Consider the following 14,410-nt stretch of genomic DNA (forward strand, 5'->3'; position numbering starts at 1 on the left):
GATCATGAAGAAGACCATCGTCGCCGCCACGGTCGCCCTGTCGGCCTTCGGCTTCCTCGGTGTCTGGCTGTACGAACCGGGTCCGCTGGGTACGGAGACCGTGGCCGCCGCCGCGCCCGCGCGGCCGAGCACGTCCGCCGCGTCCACTTCGGACGGTGGCGCGTCCGAGGGGTCCGAACGCACGGTCGACGGTTCGGTGGAGAGCAACCGCTACGGCACCGTCCAGGTGCAGCTGGTGATCTCGGCCGAGGACACGATCTCCGACGTCCGGCTGCTGCAGCGGCCGACCAGCGGTCGCGGCGTCGAAGCGATCCCGGTGCTGCGGCAGGAGACCCTGACCGCGCAGAGCGCCGACATCGACACCGTCTCCGGCGCGACCTCGACGAGCGAGTCCTACGTCAAATCGCTGCAGGCGGCGCTGGACGCCAGATGAACCGCGTCGAGCAGGTGATGGGACTGCCGATCTCGGTCGACGTCCGCGCCGCCGGCGACACCGACGAGACCGTCGACCACGCCATCGACGGTGTCTTCGGGTGGCTGCGCGAGGTCGACGCCCGGTTCAGCCCGTTCAAGGAGGACAGCGAGGTCCGCCGCTACGACCGCGGCGACCTCGCGCCGTCCGAACTGAGCGACGACCTGCTCGAAGTGCTTTCGCTGTGCGACCACTACGAACGGCTGTCCGGAGGCGCGTTCACCGCCCGCCTCCCCGGCCGGTCACTCGATCCCAACGCGGTGGTCAAGGGGTGGGCGGTGCAGCGGGCGGCGGCGCTGCTGCGGGCCGAGGGCCTGGGCGTCTTCTGTATCAACGCCGGCGGTGACGTCGTCACCTCCGGCGAACCCGAACCCGGTCGCCCCTGGCGCGTCGGCATCCGGCATCCCGAACAGCCGGACGCGATCTGCGCGGTGGTGGAGACCTCCGGCGGCGCCGTCGCGACCTCGGCCGAATACGAACGCGGCGCGCATATCCTGGACGGGCGGACCGGGCGACCGCCCGTCGGGCTGCTGAGCGTCACCGTCGCCGCCGACGACCTCGTCACCGCGGATTCCCTGGCCACGGCGGCTTTCGCGATGGGCACCGAGGGGATCGCCTGGGTCGCGTCGCAGCCCGGCTGCCAGGTCCTGATCATCGACGCGAAACGGCAGGTGCATCGCTCTCCGGGACTCCGGTTGGCTTGACCCCGTCGGCCGCGCGGTCCGCCGCGGCGACGATGTTGCGAAAGCCACTTTCGCAACGTTGAAGGTTGCGAAAGTGGCTTTCGCAACGCCTTCCGTGAGACCTCTCGCCCTCGATAAACGGGTGGCCGGGCTCCGCGGGCTCGGGCAGACTGCGGGTCCATGACCTCTGTTGTGCAGAACTTCTTCTTCGACTGCGCCGACGCCTACGAACTGGGCAAGTTCTGGAGTGGCGTCGTCGGCAAGCCGATGGCCGACGACGACGTGCCCGGGGATCCCGAGGCGATCATCGAGCTGGGCAACGGCGTCACCCTGTTCTTCGGGCAGGTCCCCGAACCCAAGACGGTGAAGAACCGCATGCACCTCTGCCTGCAGCCGGACATCCCGCGCGACGAAGAGGTGGAGCGCGTGCTGAAGCTGGGCGCCACCCTGCTGCACGACCGTCGCAACCCCGACGGCACCGGCTGGGCCGTCCTCACCGACCCCGAGGGCAACGAGTTCTGCATCCTGCGCAGCGCCGCCGAAAAGGCCGCGACGGCGTGACCGAGTACCTCGACGTCAACCGAGCGAACTGGGACGAACGCGCTCCGGCGCACGCCGAGTCCGTGGACTACGGCTACAAGAAGTTCGTCGCGGACCCGGCTCATCTCAGCGGCGTGGTCACCTTCGACCGGCCGCTGCTCGGCGACGTCTCCGGTGCGCGCGGAGTACACCTGCAATGCCACATCGGCACGGACACGCTTTCGTTGTCACGCCTCGGCGCGCGGATGACCGGACTGGACTTTTCCGCGCCTGCGCTGGAGATCGCGCGACGGCTGGCGGCCGAGACCGGCGCGGAGATCGACTACCACGAGTCCGATGTGTACGGTGCCACCGACGTACTGGGAGCCGGGGAGTTCGACCTCGTCTACACCGGGATCGGTGCCATCTGCTGGCTTCCCGACATCGCGCGCTGGGGCAAGGTCGTCGGTGCGCTGCTGAAGCCGGGCGGGCGGCTGTTCATCCGCGACATGCACCCGATGCTGGGGACCCTCGACGAGACGCAGCCGCTGATCACCCCGCACTACCCGTATTTCGAGCAGTCCGAGCCGATGGTCTTCGACGAGCCGGGGACCTATGTGGACACCGACGTGTCGTTCCAGCAGAACCGGACGCACGAGTGGAACCACGGTATCGGCGAGATCGTCATGTCGCTGCTCGACGCGGGGTTGACGCTGACGAAGCTGGTGGAGCACGACAGCGTGCCGTGGAACGCGCTGCCCGGATTCATGACCCTGGACGAGGCGACCGAGGAGTGGCGTCTGACGAAGGATCCACAGCGGCTGGCGGCGAGTTTCACCATCGAGGCCGTCAAACGCTCCTGAGACCCGGGCGCGGGCGTGACGCTCGCCCCGCGGGATTTCGCAGCACCCACCGGCCGGACACCTACCGACCCAAGATCCACGAGATCACCGCGTTTAGTCCTCTGGATGCGGTAGTTGCACGCGCAAGGACCGCATCCAGAGGACTAAACGCGTTCCCAGGTCGGTCACGATCACTTGCCCCGGACCCGGCGGACTTTGAAGAATGGCGACATGTCGAGCGATCCCCGACGGCCCCTTGTCGCCGTCGCCGCCTTGGGCGGCACCATCTCCATGGTTCCCGGCGACGGGGAGGACCGTGCGGTCCCCCGGTTGAGCGCGGCGGATCTGCTCGGCGATCTGGGCGAGGATCTGGCGATGGACGTCCGCGCGGAGACGCTCGCGGGGATGTCCAGCGCGTCGATGGACTTCGCGACGCTCGTGAAGACCCGTGACTGGGCCGCCCGCGCCGTGGACGAAGGCGCTCAAGGCGTCGTCGTGGTCCAGGGCACGGACACACTCGAAGAGTCCGCGTACTTCTTCGAGCTGACCTGGGCTTCCGACGCGCCGATCGTGATCACCGGCGCCATGCGCAACCCCAGTCTCCCCAGCGCCGACGGCGCGGCGAACCTGCTCGCCGCGCTGACCGTCGCCGCCGAACCCCGCAGCCGGGGCCGCGGTTCTCTGGTCGCGTTCAACGACGACGTCCACGCGGGCCGCTGGGTCCGTAAGGCGCATTCGAGCCACGTCGAGGCGTTCTCCTCGAATCCCGCCGGGCCGCTGGGACTGCTCGCCGAGGGCGCGGTGCACTACTTCCATCCGGTCGCCGAGCGGTCGGCGGCGTTGTCGCTGCGGGACGCGGACTTCTCCGGGCTGGTGCCGATCGTCGAGAGTGGGGTCGAAGACACCGGCGAACTCCTGGAGACGCTGGTCAAGGCCGGGGTCAAGGGAGTGGTGCTCGCCGCGAACGGCGCCGGGCACGTTTCGGCCGGGACCGCCGACGTGATCGAGCGCGTGCTGCCGGAGGTGCCGATCGTGGTCGCCGGCCGCACCGGCGCCGGGCCGACGTTCCGCGGTACCTATGGCTTCCGCGGTTCGGAGACGGATCTGATCGCGATGGGCGTGACCATGGCCGGCTGGCTCGACCCGCGTAAATCCCGGCTCCTGCTGCACACCCTGCTCGCCACCGGTGCCTCGCGAGACCGCGTTGAGGCCGAGTTCCGACTGCGAGGCGACCTCACCTGACGTCGCGTTCAGTCCTCTGAATGCTGTAGTTGCACACGCAAGGAACGCGTTCAGAGGACTAAATGCGGGAGGGGCCGGAGATCGGGTCCAGATGGTAGGGACGCATGGCGCGCGGCTGGTGGCGGTAGACGTGCACGCTGACGGCGGGATCCGGCCCCTCGTTGCGCACTTCGTGGATGTATCCGGGACCGAAGACACGTGACTGGCCCGTCGTCAGCGAATGCAGCTCCGTCACCGCCCGGCCATCGGACGCGCGCCGGGCGACGGTCTCGCTCAACCGGCCGCTGACCACGGTGAACGCGCCCGCCGCGAACTCGTGGTCGTGCAGGTCGGTGTGCTGGCCGGGCAGCCAGCTCATCAGCCAGATCTCCTCGATCTCGTCGCTGGCGACGAGTGCGGAGAAGCGTTCCTCGGGGTCGTACCGCAGCAGGTGACGCCAGCGGTCACGGTCCGCGGCGAACTCGAGCGCGACGCGCACCGGGTGGCGCAGGGCGGGGTTTTCGGGAATGACGAGCGTGTTGTCCGGGACGGCGAACATGACGGAGTCCTCGCATAAGGAAGAAGGTGTCGAGCTGGGCCGGGTCTGGGTTCACCGACAACAGCGACACGACGCACACGCGACAGCGCCAAGACCCGAGAGGCCCCGCGACACAGTCATCCCACGTGCGAACATGCCCTCAGCGAACCAGTGCGGAGCCCGGCGGTCAACCGATCTCATACCGTGGACCGTGAGTTCTGCACCTGAAGACCATGCTGGCAGCACGAATCCGCCCCGGTCTGTCGCGATCTTGCGGTCTTCCTTGCGCTGTCAGGACCACTCGTGCTTCTGCGACCGCCCGAGCAGCTCCGCGCCCGCCTTGCGCGGGTCGACTCCTTCGTGGCACACGCGGTGCATCGCGTCGGTGATCGGCATGTCGACACCGAGGCTCATCGAGAGCTCCCGGATCGACGTGCACGACTTGACGCCCTCCGCGACCTGCCCGCCCGCCGCGGTCAGCGCCTGCTCCAGGGTCTCGCCCCGGCCCAGCCGCTCGCCGAAGGTCCGGTTGCGCGAAAGCGGCGACGAGCACGTCGCCACCAGGTCACCGACGCCGGCGAGCCCGGCGAAGGTCAGCGGGTCGGCGCCGAGTTTCGCGCCGAGCCGGGCCATTTCCGCGAGCCCGCGCGTGATCAGCGTGGCCATCGTGTTGGTGCCGAGTCCCAGCCCGGCCGCCATCCCGCAGCTCAGCGCGATGACGTTCTTGCACGCGCCGCCCAGTTCGCAGCCGACGACGTCGGTGTTGGTGTACGGCCGGAAGTACTGGTTGAAACTCGCCTGCTGGATCGCCTTGGCGTTGTCGTGGTCCGTACAGGCGACGACAGCCGCCGACGGCTGTCCCTGCGCGATCTCCTTCGCCAGGTTCGGCCCGGAAACCACCACGATCTGACCGTCGTCGACGCGCGCGATCTCGGCGATGACCTCGCTCATCCGCTTGAGCGTGCCCAGTTCGACGCCCTTCGCGAGGCTCACCAGGATCGCGTCGGACGGCAGCAGACCGGACCACTCCGAAAGATTGGTCCGCAACGTCTGGCTCGGCACCGCGAGGACGATGGCCTGCGCGCCGTCGAGGGCTTCGGCCGGATCCGCGGTCGCGGTGATCCGCGCGGGCAGTTCGACATCCGGCAAATAGGACGAATTACTGTGTCGTTCCCGGATTTCGGCCGCGACCTCGGGCCGACGGGCCCACATGGTCACGTCGCGGCCGGCGTCGCCGAGCACCTTGGCGAACGCCGTGCCCCACGATCCCGCGCCGAGCACGGTCAGGCGCTGGACCTCGGTGGCGGTTCCGGCCATCAGGCGTCGTCCCCCGGCTTCTTCGCGGGCGGTTCCTCCTGGCGGATCTCCGCCAGGAGGGTGGTGATCTCGGTCATCATCAGCTCGGTGACCTCGCGCAGCTTGGACGCGCTGCGCGTGGAACCGTCCTTGTAGGCCGAAAGGTCCAGCGGTTCGCCGATCAGATGCGTGATCTTCTTGCGCGGGAACGGCGTGAACTTCTTCGTGTAGCCGTTGAAGATGTGGTTCGTGCCCCAGCGCGCGATCGGGATCACCGGCACGTCGGTCTCCAGCGCGAGCCGCGCGGCACCGGTGAACGGCTTCTTCGGCCAGCCGTCCGGGTCCTTGGTGATCGTGCCCTCCGGGTAGATCACGACGACCTTGCCGTCGCGCAACGCCTGGTGGGCGGCCTTGAGACTGTCGCCGGCCGCGGCGGAACCCCGCGAGACCGGGATCTGTCCCGCGCCGACGAAGATCTTGCCGAACAGCGGGGTCCTGGTCAGGCTCTCCTTGCCGAGGAACCGCGGCACCCGCTTCATCCGGTGCACGAACACCGCGTCCACCACCGGGTCCATATGGGACACGTGGTTGAGCAGCAGCAGCGCGCCGCCTTCGCGGGGGATCCGCTCGGTGTTGCGGTAGACCCGCTTGCCGATGGCGGTCGCCGGGTAGAACAGTGCGGCGGCGACGCCAACCCAGAAGCCGCCCTTCTCACGCCGGGCCAATTCGTCCTCCTCGAAGTCGACGCGTCCGTCCCTGACCACTGATCCTGCCGCGCGCACGCGAGCGCGGTCCAGGGAGGGTCGGGTAAGAAGATAGACGTGGACAGCGTTACGGGGATCGACCTGATCGTGCCGATGAAGCGCCCGGTGGAGGGCAAGTCGCGGTTGCGCGGCGCGGTGGTGCCCGAACGGCACCCCGAACTGGTGCTGGCGCTGGCGCACGACACGCTGTCCGCGGTGACCTCGGCGGACGGGGTCCGGCGGGTGCTGGTGGTCGCCGCCGACCCGGCGTCGGTGGCGGATCTCACCGAGCTGGGCGTCGAGATCGTGGCCGAACCGTCGCGGGGCGGTTTGAACGCGGCCCTGCGTTTCGGCGCGGAACTGCTGCGCCGGGACACACCGGACGGTCTCGTCGGCGCGCTGCAGGCCGACCTGCCCGCGCTGCGCACCGAAGACCTCACCGCGGCGCTCGCCGAGGCCGCCGGACGCCGGGCGTTCGTCGCGGACCGGCAGGGCACGGGCACGACGCTGTTGCTCGCGGGGGCCGGACGGCCGCTCGAACCCCGGTTCGGCGCGGGTTCGGCGCGGGCGCACACCGTCTCCGGTGCGATCCCGCTCACGATCGGCGCGGAATCACTCCGAAGTGATGTGGACACCGCGGATGATCTCGCTCACGTCCGCACCCTCGGTGTCGGAAAGCGCACGTCGGCGGTGCTGGGAACACCCTGCGTGGTGATGTGACGGGAGTTCACCCGGACGACCACCGCGGGGCGCACATAATCGCCCTGAGTGGTGAACAATGAAGTCCGTGAGCACAAACGACGGCGGCACCCCGAACCCAGCAAGGAAGCGGAAGACCTCCGCCGCGAAGCAGTCCCTCCCCGGCGAGGAGACGAAACCCGTCCGGGCGAGAAAGAGCAGCCCCGCGGGGAAGACCAGCACCCCGCGTGCGGCGATCCGCGCGACCCGCGGTGGCTCGGCGAGCCGTCCCGCCCAGGAGTTCCGCGCGCTGCCGGCCGCGCCGCCCGCGGTGACGTCGGCGCCCACCGCCGTCGAGACGCTGCCCGACGACCGGTACTTCAACCGTGAGCTGTCGTGGCAGGACTTCAACGCGCGCGTGCTCGCGCTGGCCGAGGACGAGTCGCAGCCGCTGCTCGAACGCGCCAAGTTCCTGGCCATCTTCGCGTCCAATTTGGACGAGTTCTACATGGTGCGGGTCGCCGGGCTGAAGCGCCGCGACGAGACGGGCCTGCCGGTCCGCAGCGCGGACGGGCTCACCCCGCGCGAGCAGCTGGCCTACATCGCCAAACGCAACCAGGACCTGGTCGAACGGCATACCAACGCCTTCGAGCTGCACCTGCGGCCGCAGCTGGCCGACGAGGACATCCACATCGTCGGCTGGAACGACCTGGCGGGCGCCGACCAGCTCCGGCTGTCCAACTACTTCAGCGAGCAGATCTTCCCGGTGCTCACACCGCTGGCCGTCGATCCCGCGCACCCGTTCCCCTACATTTCGGGCCTTTCGCTCAACCTGGCCGTCACCGTCCGCGATCCGGAGGGTGGCACCGAACGGTTCGCGCGCGTCAAGGTGCCGAGCAACGTTCCGCGTCTGATGCGGATCGAGCAGCAGCCGCGCGAGAGCCGCACCGGGACGTTCCTCCCGCTGGAGGAGCTGATCGCCGCTCACCTCAGCGAGCTGTTCACCGGTATGGAGGTCACCGAGCACCACGTCTTCCGGGTGACCCGCAACGCGGACTTCGAGGTCGAAGAGGACCGTGACGAAGACCTCCTGCAGGCGCTGGAGCGCGAACTGGCCCAGCGCCGGTTCGGGCCGCCGGTGCGGCTCGAGGTCGCGCAGGACATGAGCGAGCACATGCTCGAACTGCTGCTGCGCGAGCTGGAGGTCGACCCGCGTGACGTCGTCGAGGTCCCCGGTCTGCTGGACCTGACCTGCCTGCACCAGCTGTCCGGTGTGGACCGGAAGGAACTCAAGGACCGTCCCTTCGTACCCGCCACGCATCCCGCGTTCGGTGAGCGCGAGACGCCGAAGTCGGTGTTCGCGACGCTGCGCGAGGGCGACGTCCTCGTGCATCACCCGTACGACTCGTTCTCCACCAGCGTCCAGCGGTTCATCGAACAGGCCGCGGCGGACGACAAGGTGCTGGCGATCAAGCAGACGCTGTACCGCACGTCGGGTGACTCCCCGATCGTCGACGCGCTGATCGACGCGGCCGAGGCGGGCAAACAGGTCGTCGCGCTGGTCGAGATCAAGGCGCGGTTCGACGAACAGGCCAACATCACCTGGGCGCGGACGCTGGAACGCGCCGGCGTGCACGTGGTCTACGGGCTCGTCGGACTGAAGACGCACTGCAAGGTGTCGATGGTGGTGCGCCAGGAGGGTTCGACCATCCGCCGCTACTGCCACATCGGGACCGGCAACTACAACCCCAAGACCGCGCGGCTCTACGAGGACCTCGGCATCCTGACCGCCGACCCGACGATCGGCGCGGACCTGACGGACCTGTTCAACGTGCTCACCGGGTACTCCCGGCAGGACACCTACCGCAACATCCTCACGTCGCCGCACGGTATCCGCCGCGGCATCGTGCGCGCGATCGGCGAGGAGATCGAACTCGCCCGCGCCGGCCAGACCGCCGGGATCCGGATCAAGTGCAACTCGCTCGTCGACGAGCAGGTGATCGACGCGCTGTACCACGCTTCGCAGGCCGGAGTGCCGGTCGACGTCGTCGTCCGCGGCATCTGCGCGCTGAAGCCCGGCGTCGAAGGGCTGAGCGAGAACATCCACGTGCGCTCGATCCTCGGCCGGTTCCTCGAACATTCGCGCATCTTCAACTTCCGCGCCGGCGGCACGCAGTGGATCGGCAGCGCGGACATGATGCACCGCAACCTGGACCGCCGGATCGAGGCGCTGGTGCGGGTCAAGGATCCGAAGCTGACGGCGCAGCTGGACTACATCTTCGAGTCCGCGTTGCATCCGTCGACCCGGTGCTGGGTGCTGAACTCCACCGGTGAGTGGACGCCGTTCCCCGCGTCCGGCGACGACGTCCGCGACCACCAGGTCGAGCTGGCGAAGCGGCACGGGGCGGCCGGATGAGCGCGATCATCCGGGCGGCGGGCGCCGTCCTCTGGCGGCGCGACGGGGACCGGACCGAGGTCGCGCTGGTGCACCGGCCGAGGTACGACGACTGGTCGCTGCCGAAGGGAAAGCTGGATCCGGGCGAGACCATCGCGCAGGCCGCGGTCCGCGAGATCCGGGAGGAGACCGGATTCGAGGCGGTACTCGGCCGGTACCTGTTCCGGACCGAGTACACCGTGGCGGGACAGCCGAAGACCGTCGACTACTTCTCCGCTCGGGTGGCTTCGGGCACCTTCGCCGTCAATGAAGAGGTAGACGAACTGCGCTGGCTCGACCCCGAAGCGGCGGAGAAGCTGCTCTCGCGGCCGGAGGACGTCCGCGTGCTGCGCGAGTTCTCCGCACTACCCGCCGAACTCACCACGGTGATCCTGGTTCGGCACGCCAAAGCGGGTAAACGCGACGAGTGGAACGGCGACGACGACCTGCGTCCGCTGTCGGACGCCGGACAGCGGCAGGCCGAGGCGTTGCGAGTGGTGCTGCGGCACTACGCACCGGACAGGGTGCTTTCCGCGCCGCGACTCCGTTGCGTCCAGACGGTGAACGGGCTCGCCGAAGACCTCGGGGCCGAGATCCGGCACGAGGCCCTGCTGTCGGAAGAGGGCTACTGGCCGGACCCGGTACTCGGCGTCGCACGGCTGCTCGCGATCGCCGGCGACGGCGGGACACCGGTGATCTCCAGCCAGGGCGGCGTGATCCCGGACGTGGTCAGCGCGCTGGCCGACCGTGACGGCGTCGACCTCCCCGCCGCACGCGGCGGTGTCGTGCCGTCGAAGAAGGGCTCGTTCTGGGTGCTGTCGTTCCGCGCACCGACCGGGTCGGACGGTCCGGTCCTGGTGGCCGCGGACTACTTCGCGTCGCCTTTGCCCACGCCGGCGCCCGCGCATCCCTGACGTCGGACCCTCGCGAGGCAAGGCAAACGTGTCGTGCCGCGTGCCGCGATTCGGCGCCGGCCTCGCGGGCGATGTTGCGAAAGCCACGTTCGCAACGTTGAACGTTGCGAACGTGGCTTTCGCAACACGCCTTCGCGGCGGCCCTGCTGGGACGTCCGGGTCGTGAGTGGCGATTCGGGTTCTAACCCGAATCGCCACTCACGACCAGCTGTACCGACGCCTCCCGCGGCCACCGCAAGTAGGTGACCGATTACGTTGCCATCACCCACAAGTACCTCGGGCATACCGCCGAAGGCGTGACAGCGAGCTGACAGCGCGGCTTGGTTTACTCCGACCGTGTCCCTTGTGGGGTAACCGCATCCCACGATGTTCAGCCGTTCAGCCTGGGGGTGGAACGGACAGCATCGCCCGGATCTCTTCGGCACGGGGATCACCGAGGCGCTGGCATACGGCCAGCGCCTCGGCTCCATATGCCTGCGCGTCTTCGGTCCTGCCCATGCTCAGCATGATCTTCGTCAGTGTGCTGAGCGTGTCGATGGTCCCGTACTCGGCGCCGAGAGCGCGGAGTTCGGCCAGCGCGGCGGAGCTGCTCGCCTCCGCTTCCTCGTACCGCTTCGCGCCCTCGAGCGCTTCACCGGAGTTCGAGAGGGCGAGCGCCGCGTGGTACCGGTCGCCGAGATCGGCGAACGCCTGTCTCGCCTCGAGCGCGGCTTCGACGGCGCCGTCGTAGGCGCCCATGCCGATTCGGCTCGCACTGATGTTGAGGAGCGCGTGCGGGACGAAGGTCCGCTGTCCGGCTTCGGCAGCGAGTCGCGCGGCCTCGGAGGCGAGTTGTTCGCTCTTCTCGAATTCGGAGCGGAGGTGGTAGGCCCCCGAGAGATTCGACAAGATCGCGACGGTGACCTCCGAGCCGCCGGTCTCCGCGGACGCCTTCCTGGCCTCCTCCAACGCCTCCAGGCCCTCGTCGATACGAAGTGCCCGCAGGTAGGCGGATCCGAGATTGTTCGCCGCGTACTGCAGGCCCAGCGAGTCGGACGCGGCCCGCGTGGCCTCGACGGCGAGTTCCGCGGTGGCGAGCCAGTCCTCCTGGTCGTGGCGTTCGGTGTAGAACGCGCGCAGCAGCCACGCGAGTTTCCAGGCGCGGGAAGCCCAGCCGTGTTCGGCGGCGACGCGGACCAGCGCGGCGAGCGCCGGGCGTTCCTCGATGTACCAAGCGGTCGCTTCCTCGTGGTCGGCGAAACCGAGCGACGGACCGTCCACCGGTTCCAGCCTGACATCCGCGGTGAGCAGGTCCGGCCGGATGAGCTGGTTCGCCGCGGCGACGGCGGCGGTGTACCAGTCGATCAGCCGGCGCAGCGCGGCTTCGCGTTCGCCGGGGACGTCGTCTTCGGCGAGTTCCGCCGCGTAGACCCGCAACAGGTCGTGGAACCGGTACCGGTCGGTACGGGGCTGGTTCAGCAAATGCGCCGACGCCAGATGGTCGATCAGTTCCCGTGCTTCGAGGACACCGGTTCCCGCCGCGACGGCCGCGGTCGAAACCCGGATCGGCACCCCGGGGAACAGTCCGAGCAGCCGGAACAGCCTCGCGGCCTCCGGGCGCAACGCTTTGTAGGACCACGAAAACGCCGCTCGCAGATCGGTGCCCGCGTCCTGAGGATCCCGCAGGGTATCGAGGCGGACGCGCTGGTCACGCAGTTCGTCGACGATATAGGCCAGCGAGGTTCCCGAAAACCGGGACGCCCGCTCCCCCGCCAGCGCCAGTGCCAGCGGCAGCCCACCGCACAGCTGGGTGAGTTCCGCCACGGCGCCGGGTTCGGCGTCCAGCCGCTCCCGGCCGACGCTCTCGGCGAGCAGCGCCCGCGCCGCGTGTTCGTCCAAGGAGCGCAACGACATCCGGCGGGCGCCCTCCCGGGCCACCAGGCCCCGCAACTGGTTCCGGCTGGTCACCACGACCAGGTTGCCGGAACCGGGCAGCAGCGGCCGGATCTGGTCGGCGTCGCGGGCGTTGTCCAGCAGCAACAGCATCCGGGTCCCGGCCAGCCTGCTGCGCAGCGCCGCCGACCGTTGCTCCACTGTGGAGGGCAGCGCGTCGGCGAGCACACCCACCGCCTGCAGGAAGCCGGACAATGCGTCCATCGGAGTGACCGGCGTTCCGGCCGAATGTCCCCGTAGGTCTACGAAGAGTTGTCCGTCGGGGAATCTTTCCCGCAGCCGATGCGACCAATGGACGGCGAGAGAGGTCTTTCCGACCCCCGCGGTCCCTTCGATGACCACGATCCGTGTCGGCCCACCCTGGCCGAGGAACCCGTCCAGTTCGGTCAGTTCCGTCTCCCGGCCGGTGAAACCCGCGACGTCGAAGGGAAGCTGGCGCGGGATCGGGGAAGCCGTGACGGGCAGGGGCTGCGGGGTGATCGGAGCGTCGGCGGCGAGCAGTTCCGCGTGCAGTCGTCGCAGTTCCGCGCCCGGTTCGACACCGAGTTCATCGACGAGAAGCGACCTCAGCCGGGCGTATCTGGCCAGCGCTTCCGCCCGTCTGCCGGAACGCGCGAGAATCCGCACGAGTCTTTCCCATAACGATTCCCGAAGCGGATGCTGGGCGACCAGATCGGTCAATTCGGCGACCAGTTCCGCCTCGGCGACCCGGCCGGTATCCAGATCGATCCGTCTTTCCACGGCGAACAGATACCGTTCGGTGAGCAGCGGGCCCCATTCGTCGGCCAGCGTGGGGGATCCGACGCCTTCCAGCGGCGTCCCGCCCCAAAGCGCGATGGCCTCGGCCAGCAGCGCCCGTTCCGAAGCGGGTTCCTTTTCCACGGCCTCTTCGAGAAGGCTCAAAAACCGCAGCGCGTCGACCCGGCCGGGATCCAGAACGAGACGGTAACCGTCCGGTTCGGTCACCACGACACTTTCACCGAACAGTCGTCGCAGGCGCATCACATTCGTCTGCAGGCTGCCGCGGATCCGTTCCGGGGGTTCCTCGCCCCAGACACCGCGTGCGAGCGCGTCGATGGAAACCAGGCGGCCGCACGACAGCGCCAGGGTGGCGAGCAGCGCGCGCTGCCGGGCACTGCTGAGCGAACGCGGCGATCCGTCCACGAGTACGTGGAACGGACCCAGAAGCCGGATATCGATGGTGGCCGCCCTCCAGTCCTGTCCTTCGGTGTCGATCCTGGGTTCCCCGCCTCGTTTTCCTCAGGCGAGAAGCGTGGCACAGACCGGCCGGGCAAGAGCGGGTTCCGGACATTCCGTCCTGCCGTGTCCGGTGGACCGGGGGAACGACCCGGAAACTGCGGCAGGGCCCCGCGCCGTGCGCGGGGCCCTGCCGTTGGCTCACTCTGGCGAGAGAGAGCTTACTTCTTCTTCGCAGCCGCCGAAGTCCGCTTGGCCGGAGCCTTCTTCGCGGGGGCCTTGGCAGCGGTCGCCTTGGCGGCCGGCTTCGCGGCGGCCTTGGTGGCGGTCGCCTTCTTGGCCGTGGTGGCGCGAGTCGTGGCCTTGGCCGCGGTCTTCGGAGCCGCCTTGGTGGCGGTCGTCTTCGCGGCGGCCTTGGTCGCGGTCGCCTTGGCGGCCGGCTTCGCGGCGGCGCGCGTCGTGGCGGCGGCGGCGCGGGTCCGCGTGGTGGTGGAACGCGTCGCGGCCGGGCGGCTGGCGGCCGTCCGGGTCGTCGTCGCGCGGGTGGCGGCGGCCCGAGTGGTGGTGGTGCCGGCGGTCGCGCGCTTCACAGCGGTGGCCTTCGGCAGCTTCTTCGAACCGCTGATGACGTCCTTGAAGGTCGTGCCGGCGCGGAAAGCGGGCACGTTGGTCTTCTTGACGCGGACGGTCTCACCGGTGCGCGGGTTCCGCGCGGTACGGGCGGCGCGGGCGCGCTTCTCGAACACACCGAAGCCGGTGATGTTCACCTTCTCGCCCTTGTTGACCGTCCGGATGATGATGTCGACAAGGCCATCGACGGCCTCCGACGCGACCTTCTTGTCGCCCAGGCGCTCCGACAGCGCCTCGATCAGCTGGGCCTTGTTGGCCATTCCAGTCCTCCAAGAAGAACTTGTTGTACACGGCCCCGTCGGCCGACTTAG

13 protein-coding genes are annotated in these 14,410 nt (G+C 69.1%); 8 read left to right on the plus strand and 5 right to left on the minus strand.

Annotated features, from left to right (window positions below):
* The first annotated feature begins 4 nt into the window (after positions 1-4).
* The 5 genes from H5J31_RS23330 to H5J31_RS23350 all read left to right on the plus strand — a co-directional run bounded on the left by H5J31_RS23330 (position 5) and on the right by H5J31_RS23350 (position 3,758).
* Positions 5-433 carry an FMN-binding protein gene (locus tag H5J31_RS23330; RefSeq protein WP_181774766.1) on the plus strand — a complete coding sequence of 143 codons (429 nt, stop codon included), beginning with the start codon at positions 5-7 and terminating at the stop codon, positions 431-433.
* Positions 430-1,176 carry an FAD:protein FMN transferase gene (locus H5J31_RS23335; protein ID WP_181774767.1) on the plus strand — a complete coding sequence of 249 codons (747 nt, stop codon included), beginning with the start codon at positions 430-432 and terminating at the stop codon, positions 1,174-1,176. The genes H5J31_RS23330 and H5J31_RS23335 overlap by 4 nt, the downstream gene beginning before the upstream one ends.
* Before the next feature lie 159 nt (positions 1,177-1,335).
* Complete coding sequence (locus tag H5J31_RS23340) at positions 1,336-1,716, plus strand: VOC family protein (RefSeq protein WP_181774768.1); 381 nt, start codon at positions 1,336-1,338, stop codon at positions 1,714-1,716.
* Complete coding sequence (locus H5J31_RS23345; RefSeq protein WP_181774769.1) at positions 1,713-2,537, plus strand: class I SAM-dependent methyltransferase; 825 nt, start codon at positions 1,713-1,715, stop codon at positions 2,535-2,537. The genes H5J31_RS23340 and H5J31_RS23345 overlap by 4 nt, the downstream gene beginning before the upstream one ends.
* Before the next feature lie 210 nt (positions 2,538-2,747).
* Positions 2,748-3,758, plus strand: coding sequence for an asparaginase (locus tag H5J31_RS23350; protein ID WP_181774770.1), 1,011 nt, complete (start codon positions 2,748-2,750; stop codon positions 3,756-3,758).
* A gap of 58 nt (positions 3,759-3,816) precedes the next feature.
* Here H5J31_RS23350 and H5J31_RS23355 read toward each other — a convergent pair whose 3' ends face one another.
* The 3 genes from H5J31_RS23355 to H5J31_RS23365 form a co-directional block, all read right to left on the minus strand.
* Complete coding sequence (locus tag H5J31_RS23355; protein WP_181774771.1) at positions 3,817-4,296, minus strand: cysteine dioxygenase; 480 nt, start codon at positions 4,294-4,296, stop codon at positions 3,817-3,819.
* Positions 4,297-4,566: 270 nt separating this feature from the next.
* Positions 4,567-5,592, minus strand: coding sequence for an NAD(P)H-dependent glycerol-3-phosphate dehydrogenase (locus H5J31_RS23360; RefSeq protein WP_181774772.1), 1,026 nt, complete (start codon positions 5,590-5,592; stop codon positions 4,567-4,569).
* Positions 5,592-6,296, minus strand: a complete 705-nt coding sequence (locus H5J31_RS23365; protein WP_181774800.1) for a lysophospholipid acyltransferase family protein — start codon at positions 6,294-6,296, stop codon at positions 5,592-5,594. The genes H5J31_RS23360 and H5J31_RS23365 overlap by 1 nt, the downstream gene beginning before the upstream one ends.
* A gap of 132 nt (positions 6,297-6,428) precedes the next feature.
* Here H5J31_RS23365 and cofC point away from each other — a divergent pair, with 132 nt between their 5' ends.
* From cofC to H5J31_RS23380, 3 genes are read left to right on the plus strand one after another with little or no spacing between them, the layout of a single operon-like run.
* A complete protein-coding gene (cofC, locus tag H5J31_RS23370) occupies positions 6,429-7,034 on the plus strand; it encodes a 2-phospho-L-lactate guanylyltransferase (protein WP_181774801.1) in 606 nt (201 codons plus the stop codon).
* Positions 7,035-7,092: 58 nt separating this feature from the next.
* Positions 7,093-9,408, plus strand: coding sequence for an RNA degradosome polyphosphate kinase (locus H5J31_RS23375; RefSeq protein ID WP_181774773.1), 2,316 nt, complete (start codon positions 7,093-7,095; stop codon positions 9,406-9,408).
* Positions 9,405-10,340, plus strand: a complete 936-nt coding sequence (locus H5J31_RS23380; RefSeq protein ID WP_181774774.1) for an NUDIX hydrolase — start codon at positions 9,405-9,407, stop codon at positions 10,338-10,340. The genes H5J31_RS23375 and H5J31_RS23380 overlap by 4 nt, the downstream gene beginning before the upstream one ends.
* Positions 10,341-10,718: 378 nt before the next feature.
* On the opposite strand, the gene H5J31_RS23385 is transcribed toward H5J31_RS23380, so the two are convergent.
* Positions 10,719-13,436, minus strand: coding sequence for an AfsR/SARP family transcriptional regulator (locus H5J31_RS23385; RefSeq protein ID WP_328701583.1), 2,718 nt, complete (start codon positions 13,434-13,436; stop codon positions 10,719-10,721).
* Between the two features lie 254 nt (positions 13,437-13,690).
* Positions 13,691-14,359, minus strand: a complete 669-nt coding sequence (locus H5J31_RS23390) for an HU family DNA-binding protein (protein WP_181774775.1) — start codon at positions 14,357-14,359, stop codon at positions 13,691-13,693.
* Positions 14,360-14,410: the final 51 nt, after the last annotated feature.

Source organism: Amycolatopsis pittospori, from assembly GCF_013870525.1.
GTDB classification, from domain to species: Bacteria; Actinomycetota; Actinomycetes; order Mycobacteriales; family Pseudonocardiaceae; genus Amycolatopsis; species Amycolatopsis pittospori.